This is a genomic window from Streptomyces laculatispora (genome assembly GCF_017353455.1).
Taxonomy (GTDB): domain Bacteria; phylum Actinomycetota; class Actinomycetes; order Streptomycetales; family Streptomycetaceae; genus Streptomyces; species Streptomyces laculatispora.
The window spans coordinates 1-8,373 of sequence record NZ_JAFMPZ010000152.1; the positions used below are offsets into that span (position 1 = coordinate 1).

Consider the following 8,373-nt stretch of genomic DNA (forward strand, 5'->3'; position numbering starts at 1 on the left):
ACCCACGACCGCACATACGGTACGAAGCGCAGCCCGCCAAGTCGGCGGCAGCGACATCCGATCACGCCGCCGCGTAGCTTGCCCGGAACAGATCCCGCGCCCGCTCCACGTCCCTCGGCGTACGGAGCTGTACCTCCAGATCACCCGTCCCGTGGTGACCGAGACCGGACACGTCACGGGTGAAACCCGGAACGAGGTCGACGTCCTGCGGGTCGACCTTCAGGTAGACCAGCAGCTTGCTCCGCTGCGGCGGACACAGGCAGGCGAAGTTCCGCAGCCGCTGATACGCCCGGTACTGCTTGCGCTCCACACGGTTAACACCGTCCCCGAGCCCGAGCAGCGCCTCGTCGACCGCGCTCGCCAGCTCCACCATCGACGTGCCCTGAACGTCGGCTGCCGCCCGCCGCGCGACCGCTTGTCGACGCGCCCGACGGGCTACCCGCATCCCGCCGCTCACCGACGCCACGGTCTCAAGCCCGAGCAGGTCGGTGCCGAAGAGTCGGTAGCGGACCAGGTCGATCGACCTCCGGTGCTCGCGTACGGCGTGCACGTCGTAGCGTGTGAAGTCGCCGGCGATACAGATCAGGCGCGGTCCGCTCCACAGCACCTGGGACGCGGCCGTAGCCCCGAGCCGGTCGCGGACCAGGTGCTCGAACTCGGCCCGGTGGTCCATCAGCCACGAGAGGTAGAACAAGCCCTGGTGGATGACGCCGGGGTCGACGCCGCGCTTGGTCTCGACGATGACCGGCGACCCGTTCTCGTCCAGCCCGAGCAAGTCGATTCGGCCCCCGTGGACCGGCCCGGTGCTGTACTCGCTCGCCAGGAACCGAACGCCCAGCAGTGTCTCCATGTGTGCCTCGACGAGGCCCTGCACATCTGCCTCGACCTCAGCAAGACGCGGCGTGACCTCGGTCACGCCGCTTTTCGTTGTGTCCGTACGAAACAACTTCAAGCCGACCACCCCCGTTATCGCATCGGAGATCAACAACGTCGGGTGGGTCGAGATTTGTTTCCGCAGCGGCCGTTAAGCCTGTGAAGAGCGTGTGCTGAACGGCCGAGCAACGGGGTCAGTGGACCCCGGTGCACGAACAGACGCCCCTCCGTGCCCGCGCGTTCCGTCGGCATCCAGCACGAATCCAGCACGGTACGGATATGAGGGGTGATGACAGGTGACGAGAGGTCAGAAAATCCAGCACCTATCCAGCACGGTAAAAATCTAGGAGTCTGACCCCGAAGAGTCAGACCCCATTTGACCTGCGTGTTTGCCAGATCAGCGAAGTGGTGTTAAGTCACCGGCTAGACATTGAAGCGGAACTCCATCACCACGACCGAAACGGCCCACCCCCACGAGGAAGCGACTGCGGCCTCGGCGCGACGTCCGAATCATCTGAGAGCTGGGCAACATAGCCCGAGAACGCCGGTTAGCCAAACCGGCCTTCCTGCGCACCATGGATACCTCGACGTCGCTTCGAGCAGCCAACCTGCTTTCTCGTCGACGGAGAGCCCTCGCGTCCATACAGATCGCCCCGTTCGCCGCGTCAGGAACGCGTAACCACCCCAGGAGTCACCGCGTGAGCCCAATGATCACCAATGCGCATGCCGGGAATGCCGCATACAGCCCCATGCGCATCCGTGCCACCTGGAGTGGCACCAGCAGCGTGGCAGATGCCTCCAAAGCCTTCGGGCTCTCCCGCGCGAAAGGCTACGACCTCGTCCGTCAGGGACAGTTCCCGTGCCGCGTGCTCCAGATAGGCCGTGGAACGCGCGTAGTCACCGCCTCGCTGCTCCGCGTGCTCGAAAGCGGAGAGCCTGAGTACAACCGGGCCGACGCCTGATGCTCCCCCGCCCTCACTTGAAGAAGCCCCAGCCCGAGCACGGCGGACCTCCGTCCAGCGCTGACTGGCCACCATCAGCCGGCCCATCGCCTGGCTACGCACCCTCCTAGCACCGTCCTTCGCCCATGCGCCGCAGGAACCCAACCTTGCCGTGCCGACCATGGCACCCGGGGACACACACCACCGCAGCCCCTGGAGGGCACCCGGCAACCCGGCTGATCTCCTCACTCGGGCTGCCCCCGTGTCGTACTCCTTCGGGCGCTGCCGGATCTCAGCGCGAACTCTTCTTAGTCACCTGGAGAAGGCGGATCACCGGTTGACGAAGCCGGCAATCCCCGACCGTCGATAGTCCACCGCCGCGGCCCTTCGACACTGGCCGTATCGCCGACCTCCGTCGACGTCACCGAGGTCGGCGTAGCGGCGCCCCACTCAAGGCGGCAGCGAGAGCCGCCGGCCATCCTCGATGACCAACAGCCGCCAGCTGTACACGTCGTTGATATTCAGCAGAGCGAGCGGCGCAAGATAGCGCGGGATCGCCGGTTGGACAAACCGGCGATCCTGCCCATCGTTGAGCATCCACCCCTCGGCAGCGAGGTCCTGGTCGAAGCCGACCAGGACGGTCAGCTCGGCGGTGATCTGGTCGGTGAGTTCCAGCGCGCGCAGGGTGTGGGGCCCGGGCGAGGCGAAGACCGACGCCAAGGACGCCGCGGTGATCGCGGACGCGGCCCGCACCCTCAAGGAAGCCGCCGTCCGCCGCGAGCTAGGCACCGCCCACAGGCCCGTCCTCGTCCCGATCACCCGCATCCAGCACACCTCGCCCCCCGCCGCTGAGGGCGAATAAAAGGGCGCGAAGCGCGCTGAACTCCCTCCCCGCTCTTATCTCTATTTCAGCCCTGCGCGCGGGCCTTCAGCCAGCGTTCGGCGACAGCCGCGTTCATCGTGTAGAAGAACTCCGACTTGAGCTCCGGCTCGCTGCTGAGCGCGTCCACCCATGTCATCGGCCAGTTGCGGCGCTTGTAGTGCTTGCGCACGGTACGCGTGAAGGCCGCGAGGTTGCCCTGCAGGCTCTTCTTCTCCATGTCTAGGTGTTGTGCAAGCGAGGTGTAGCTCACCCGCGTGTCGGGCTGCTTCGCCAGAATGTCGAGGACACGGGTGATCGTCTGCACCGAACTCAGCGGCTCGATCATCAGTCGGCGAAAGTCCTCCACGGTCCATTCGACCACCGGGAGCGGATCGCCGGCCGACAGACCCATCGGCGGAACCGTGGAGACGGGTGGAGTAGCGGCCGTTGCCCCGGTCAACTCAGCGAGGTAGGCGTACACCTGCGTGACGTACTGGCTCGGTACAGGCACTGAGATGAACTGCGGCTGAGTTTCCTGCGTCATGGGCCCTCCCCGGGTGCGTCCCCCGGTCCCGTCGACTGGTGACAGGGCCGACCCTGACACACCGACAGTCGCCACGTCTAGCGGTTACTGTCATCCACTTCCCTGAAATGTAGAAATGAGTCCAATCTACTGTCAGCTGTCAACTGTAAGCCGCACATGGGGTAGTGGGGCGGTCATCGTTGGAGCGCCGTATCCAGATGCTGCTGGACCGGTCCGAAGAGGCCGTACGGTACGTACTGCGGGATCTCGCCGTGCCTCACCCATGCAAGTTCGGCCAGTTCTTCGACGCTCGCGACAAACGCCTCGCCGCCCATGGGCCGGCACGCGATGTAGTGGATCTCCTGGCCCGTCATGGGGTGAATCCGCTGCCTCAGCACGCTGATCGGCGCCACCAAGAGCCCGGTCTCCTCCCGGGTCTCACGTACTGCGGCTTCTTCAGAGGTCTCGTCGGGCTCGATCTTCCCTGCTGGGAACTGCCATGAGAGGGCTCCTTCCGCGATGCGTCGCCGTACGAGCAGGACGTGCCAGTCCTGGACGACGATGGCGGCTGCGACTGCCCTCTGGGCACTAATCGGCACCGTGATTTCCTTCCGGTCCAAAACGCCATCGGCACCACATCGCGGTGCTGGGTCGAGCCCTGTTCCGGCGTTCGGCTCAGTGTCGGGCTGTTCTGACGGGTGTCTCAGTTCGTGATGGGGAGGTCTCGCGCCGCGTAGTAGGCGTGCAGCGCGGCCTCGCTGCCGGAGCCCAAGGCGGTCATGATCCGCTGGAAGCGTGCGGAGCGCAGGTCTCCGGCCACGATGACACGGGAATGCTGATCGGTCGGTGGGCAGTAGCCGTCGGCGCCTCGGGCAAGGTCGCCGGGTGGGGCAGCGGGCGTGTTCCCGATGCTGAGGTAGGCGGTATCTGCGGTGACCGTGTGCCGTGCGCCGTCCTGACTCACCGCGTCCGCGGTTACCGCGCCCCTTTCGGAGGGGGCCAGGGTCAGGTGCTCGACGGGCAGGAGCGTGACGCGGGCGTCGTCGCGGATCTCCTCGATCTTGTACGCGTCGGCCTCCGGGTAAGCCACAAGCAGGCGGGTGTCGGTGGTCGGGTGTGCGCGGAGGAAGGTGCCGATCGGGCGGTCGCCGCCGAGGATGAGGAGGGTGCGGCCTTCTGCGTCCTCTACATCGGCCTGCCAGAGCGGGGACAGCGTGAGGCCGCTGGGGGCGGTGATCCAGGAGACGTCGCGGGGCTGTATCGGACCGACGCCAGTGGCTACGACCGCGTGCGGGGCGGTCAGGCGAGTACCGGTGTCCAGGGTGACGGTGACGTGGTCGTCGTCGGCGTGGAGTTCGACCACGTGGCTGCCGAGTTCCAGGCGGCACAGCTCCGTGCTCTTCAGCTCTGTGGTGATGGAGTCGGCGAGCGCGGGGCCGCTGGTGTAGCCACCGAGTACGTTGTTCAGGGCCGGAATGCGGTAGAGGTTGCGGCACAGGTCGTCCGGCTCGATCAGGACCGAGCGCATGCCGACGCTGGCGGCCATGCGGGCGGCGGCGCAGCCGGCCGGTCCGCCTCCGATGATGATCAGGTCGGTGTCGTGTGCTGCGGGCGAACCGGTGCGGGGCGGTGTGTCGGCCATGGGGTTATTCCAGCACCGGGGTCCCTGCGTACGCAGTGAGTTGTCCCACCACGTGCTCGGTGGTGACGAGTTGGCTGGTTCCGATCAGGCGTCGGGCGACGACAAGGCCGGCGTCGTGGACGTCCGGGCCGGCGTCGGTAGCGCAGGCGTCGTGGACGATCCAGGGCGCGTAGCCGCGTTCGAAGGCATCGGCGGCGGATTTCAGAACGCAGCTCTCGGTGGCAATCCCGCAGAAGGCCAGGTCGGTCCAGCCTGCTTGGCGGATCAGTTCGGTGGCGTCGGGGGTGAAGAGCGTGTACCCGGTCTTGTCGATGACCGTGCGCGAGTTGTCGGCGGCCTCGGTGAGTTCGGGGACGATGTCGGTCTCGGGTGGTTCCTGGAGCTGGTGCCATTGGAAGAAGCGCTCGTAGGAGCTGCCGGGGTAGTTGAAGTAGCGGGTGAAGATCACGGGTCGGCCTGCGGCGGACCATTGGGCGACCAGGTCGGAGACCGCTGGCACAGCGTGGCGGCTGTGGTGGTTCACGAATCCGTTCTGCATGTCGACCACGACCAGCGCGGCGCTGCCGATATCCATGTGCGTTTCTCCTGCCTACTGTCCTCAGCCGACGCTCTCGCGTAGAGCGTCCTGTGCGGCGCGCAGCCGTTCGGCCAGCCCGCTGGTCTTCATGATGGCCTCTCGCATCAGGAGATGCTGAGCTGTCTCTTGGGCGCGGGCCGCCGTGAGCCGGGAGCACGCGGCGCGCAGGAAACGCCAGCCGTACTGCTCCGGCATGGAGGGGTCCTGCCCGTCCTCGATCATCTGTTGGATCTGTCGGGTGAAGCACCACAGGGCCTGGACAGTGAGTTCGCAGGTGACCAGTTCGTCGACGGTGAGGCTGCGCTCGTGGGAGTGGGACGCATAGGCAACGCCGGACCAGCCCGCGTAGCCCGTGGAGACTCCCCGTACGCCGAAGGAAACGATCTCCGGGTGGTCGACGCCGGTGGCGAGGAGCGACTCCTCGACTGAGCCGTCCAACGGCGCGGGACCGCCAAGGGCGCCGCGGTCGACCAGAACCGAGGGCGTGGACAGGAGGCGCAGGACGGTGTCGTAGGTGCTGCCGGTCCAGGGGCTGGAGGTGAGCCAGTACAGGGAGAGGACGTACTCGGGATTGGGGACGCCAGAATGATCTCCGCCCAGGAGGTCGCGGACTTTGTCCCGCGCCCAGGGGAGGTCAGAGGCGTACGAGCGGTAGCGCCACACGGCAAGTTCGGTGAGCGATGCCGGCTCGTGCGGTTGCACGAGATGGAACACAGCTACGCCGCACGCGAAGACGTACAGAACACACTTCTGCGCGTCGGGGTGCTCCACACGTGCAGCCGAGGACTCCAGCCAATCTGTGCCCGCACTCGGTGTCATGTGTGCGCAGATTCGGCGGGCGCGCTCGACGCCGATGAAGACCGGCAGGAACTTGTGGGAGTGCACTTCGATCACGCCGACGACGGGTGCGGTGCCGCTATTCGATCCGAAGGCTGCGGCGAACCGCGTCTTCGCGTCGTCCGATGCACGGCTGAGTGCCGTGTCGAGGACAGCCTGCGACTCGGCACGAGGCAGGTAACCGGCCCCGCCGCCTTCCCAGTTCGACACGGTCCGGTCGCTGACACCCAAGTACGCGGCGAAATCCCGAAGGCTCATGCGCAGGGCGTCGCGTAACAGCCGCGCCTCGCGCCCGGACCATCGCTGCACCGTGACCACCGTCGTGCCCCCGTCCGCAGTCCGATGAAACGTCGAAACACTCAGCGTAGCCAGGCAAGTGCGGCAGTGGTGCGGCATTGCTGCAGCGCTCCTACCTCACTCCCTGGGCCCGGTCTGCACCATGCTGAGTCCACCGAGCCGGGGAGCACCAAGCGGCGCTCCGCCCGTTCTCTCCTATACCGCGTTCAGAAGGAGCCAACGGAATGACCGACATCGTCAAGCGCAACGCCCGCGCCATCCTCCTCGACGGCGACGAGCTGGTCCTGATCAAGCGCACCAAGCCGGGCAGGGATCCGTACTGGGTCTCGGTAGGTGGCGGGGTCGAGGAGAGCGACGCAACCATCGAGGCGGCCCTGCACCGCGAGGTGTTCGAGGAACTCGGAGGCAAGATGGAGCGCGCCGAGCTCGTCCATCTGATTACCGACCAATTGGAAGACGGCATCGGCGTCCAGCACATCTTCGCCGCCCGTCTGGGGTCGATGGACCTGTCCGCCCGTACGGGCACGGAGTTCGCCAAGCCGGAGCGGGGCGGGTACGAGGTGGTCCAGGTGCCATTCACCGCCGAGGCCGTCCGTGAGCTGAACCTGATGCCCCCGGAGCTGGCCGACTTCATCGCCGCGAACACGCACGCGATCGTCTCCGTCCTCGACACCCCGATCCGCGAGGCGTGAGCGATGACGCGGGCCCCGGACTTCATCAGCCTCAACGGCCCTGACAACGTGGGCAAGACGACCCACCTCGTGCGGCTGGCCGAGCGGTGGGACGGCTGCCAGCCGCTGGGCGCCGTCCACGAACACGACCCCGAGCCGTGGGCGCGGGTGGCGGGCGGCGACTACGCCCGATGGTGGTTCGAGACGTCCACGACCGTCGAGCTGACCGAGATGCTGCTGGCCGGCCACGCCAAGCGGGCCGCCGCCCGCCAGGCCGGGCGTACGGGCCTGCTCGACCGGGGCCTACCCATGCTCCTCGCCGTGTCCACCGCGACCTGCGTAGTCAAGGACGGGCTGACGGTGAGTCAAGCACTCAAGACCGTGACGAGCATTGCTGGTTCACGGGCAGGAGCGTCAGAGATCTCCATTCTGCTGGTCCCATCCCTAGACGCCGAGCGCAGCTACGCCATCGCCAGCGCACGCGAGGGCCGTCCCTGGACCGGGATCTACCCGGAGTACCAGAGAACGCTGCACGCGGTCCTCCTTCACCAGGTCGGCCACGGCGCCTACACCGACGTCGTGGACTGTGAGGGCCGCTCCCTGGACGACGTGCACCACGACGTACGCGATCACCTCGGTCTCACCCGAATCACTGACGGGAGTCCCCGATGACCCAGAACTCCCCGCCTCTGGTCCTGCCCGCGGGCCTGGCCCGAACCCTGGCCGCCCTCCAGGACAAGGACCAGCGCCGTTTGGACGACACCATCACTCGGCTCCACACCGTCAACGGACGCCTGTGGGACACCGAGGACCGGGTGCGTGGCACGTTACTGTCCGCCGCTCAGGTCGCTGACTGCAATCGGGAGATCGACCAACTCAACGCTGAACGCAACATGCTCGCCGAGCGGGCCGACGAGGTCCTCGGCACGCTGGCGGACGCGGGCTGCGCCGACGCGCCGCTGCATACCGAGACGCTCGCCTCCGTCGTCGACCGCCTGTCGGTACTGACGCTGCGGATCTGGCACAGCGAGCAGACTGCATCCAGGGATGAGCTGGCCCGCCGTCGCGTGCCGGCCCTCCATGGTCAGCGAGAAGAGCTGCGCGCCGCCCTCGACTCGCTGGTCACCGACGTCGTCGCGGGGCGACGACG

At 67.0% G+C, this 8,373-nt stretch carries 12 protein-coding genes; 5 read left to right on the plus strand and 7 right to left on the minus strand.

Going from position 1 to position 8,373, the window contains the following annotated elements; all coding sequences use genetic code 11:
- Positions 1-61: 61 nt before the first annotated feature.
- Positions 62-961 (minus strand): DUF5655 domain-containing protein, encoded by a 900-nt coding sequence (locus J1C73_RS09075; protein ID WP_207315882.1) that lies wholly within the window; start codon positions 959-961, stop codon positions 62-64.
- A gap of 619 nt (positions 962-1,580) precedes the next feature.
- On the opposite strand from J1C73_RS09075, the gene J1C73_RS09080 reads away from it, so the two are divergent.
- The gene (locus J1C73_RS09080; RefSeq protein WP_242643927.1) at positions 1,581-1,835 is read left to right on the plus strand and encodes a helix-turn-helix domain-containing protein; all 255 of its coding nucleotides are present in this window, start codon (positions 1,581-1,583) and stop codon (positions 1,833-1,835) included.
- A gap of 429 nt (positions 1,836-2,264) precedes the next feature.
- On the opposite strand, the gene J1C73_RS35430 is transcribed toward J1C73_RS09080, so the two are convergent.
- The gene (locus tag J1C73_RS35430) at positions 2,265-2,534 is read right to left on the minus strand and encodes a hypothetical protein (protein WP_207315892.1); all 270 of its coding nucleotides are present in this window, start codon (positions 2,532-2,534) and stop codon (positions 2,265-2,267) included.
- Positions 2,535-2,544: 10 nt separating this feature from the next.
- On the opposite strand from J1C73_RS35430, the gene J1C73_RS35435 reads away from it, so the two are divergent.
- Positions 2,545-2,676: a hypothetical protein gene (locus J1C73_RS35435; protein WP_278186528.1), complete on the plus strand. Its 132-nt coding sequence runs from the start codon at positions 2,545-2,547 to the stop codon at positions 2,674-2,676.
- A 46-nt stretch (positions 2,677-2,722) separates the two neighbouring features.
- Here J1C73_RS35435 and J1C73_RS09090 read toward each other — a convergent pair whose 3' ends face one another.
- The 5 genes from J1C73_RS09090 to J1C73_RS09110 form a co-directional block, all read right to left on the minus strand.
- Positions 2,723-3,220, minus strand: a complete 498-nt coding sequence (locus J1C73_RS09090) for a hypothetical protein (protein ID WP_207315883.1) — start codon at positions 3,218-3,220, stop codon at positions 2,723-2,725.
- A gap of 173 nt (positions 3,221-3,393) precedes the next feature.
- Complete coding sequence (locus J1C73_RS09095) at positions 3,394-3,804, minus strand: NUDIX hydrolase (protein ID WP_207315891.1); 411 nt, start codon at positions 3,802-3,804, stop codon at positions 3,394-3,396.
- A gap of 98 nt (positions 3,805-3,902) precedes the next feature.
- Positions 3,903-4,841 carry an FAD-dependent oxidoreductase gene (locus tag J1C73_RS09100; protein ID WP_207315884.1) on the minus strand — a complete coding sequence of 313 codons (939 nt, stop codon included), beginning with the start codon at positions 4,839-4,841 and terminating at the stop codon, positions 3,903-3,905.
- A 4-nt stretch (positions 4,842-4,845) separates the two neighbouring features.
- Positions 4,846-5,415 (minus strand): cysteine hydrolase family protein, encoded by a 570-nt coding sequence (locus J1C73_RS09105; RefSeq protein WP_207315885.1) that lies wholly within the window; start codon positions 5,413-5,415, stop codon positions 4,846-4,848.
- 24 nt (positions 5,416-5,439) lie between these two features.
- Positions 5,440-6,513: a helix-turn-helix domain-containing protein gene (locus tag J1C73_RS09110; RefSeq protein ID WP_207315886.1), complete on the minus strand. Its 1,074-nt coding sequence runs from the start codon at positions 6,511-6,513 to the stop codon at positions 5,440-5,442.
- Positions 6,514-6,776: 263 nt separating this feature from the next.
- Here J1C73_RS09110 and J1C73_RS09115 point away from each other — a divergent pair, with 263 nt between their 5' ends.
- The 3 genes from J1C73_RS09115 to J1C73_RS09125 form a co-directional block, all read left to right on the plus strand.
- On the plus strand, positions 6,777-7,244 hold the full coding sequence (locus J1C73_RS09115) for an NUDIX hydrolase (RefSeq protein ID WP_207315887.1): 468 nt from the start codon (positions 6,777-6,779) through the stop codon (positions 7,242-7,244).
- 3 nt (positions 7,245-7,247) lie between these two features.
- Complete coding sequence (locus J1C73_RS09120) at positions 7,248-7,895, plus strand: hypothetical protein (protein ID WP_207315888.1); 648 nt, start codon at positions 7,248-7,250, stop codon at positions 7,893-7,895.
- Positions 7,892-8,373: DUF4254 domain-containing protein (locus tag J1C73_RS09125; RefSeq protein ID WP_207315889.1), on the plus strand; the 482-nt coding region annotated here is incomplete at its 3' end. The genes J1C73_RS09120 and J1C73_RS09125, both read left to right, overlap by 4 nt.

Coding starts and splice junctions, on each gene's coding strand:
- J1C73_RS09090 (WP_207315883.1), bottom strand. CDS start 3,220: ATGACGCAGGAAACTCAGCCGCAGTTCATCTCAGTGCCTGTACCGAGC.
- J1C73_RS09120 (WP_207315888.1), top strand. CDS start 7,248: ATGACGCGGGCCCCGGACTTCATCAGCCTCAACGGCCCTGACAACGTG.
- J1C73_RS09105 (WP_207315885.1), bottom strand. CDS start 5,415: ATGGATATCGGCAGCGCCGCGCTGGTCGTGGTCGACATGCAGAACGGA.
- J1C73_RS09080 (WP_242643927.1), top strand. CDS start 1,581: ATGATCACCAATGCGCATGCCGGGAATGCCGCATACAGCCCCATGCGC.
- J1C73_RS09100 (WP_207315884.1), bottom strand. CDS start 4,841: ATGGCCGACACACCGCCCCGCACCGGTTCGCCCGCAGCACACGACACC.
- J1C73_RS09115 (WP_207315887.1), top strand. CDS start 6,777: ATGACCGACATCGTCAAGCGCAACGCCCGCGCCATCCTCCTCGACGGC.
- J1C73_RS09110 (WP_207315886.1), bottom strand. CDS start 6,513: ATGAGCCTTCGGGATTTCGCCGCGTACTTGGGTGTCAGCGACCGGACC.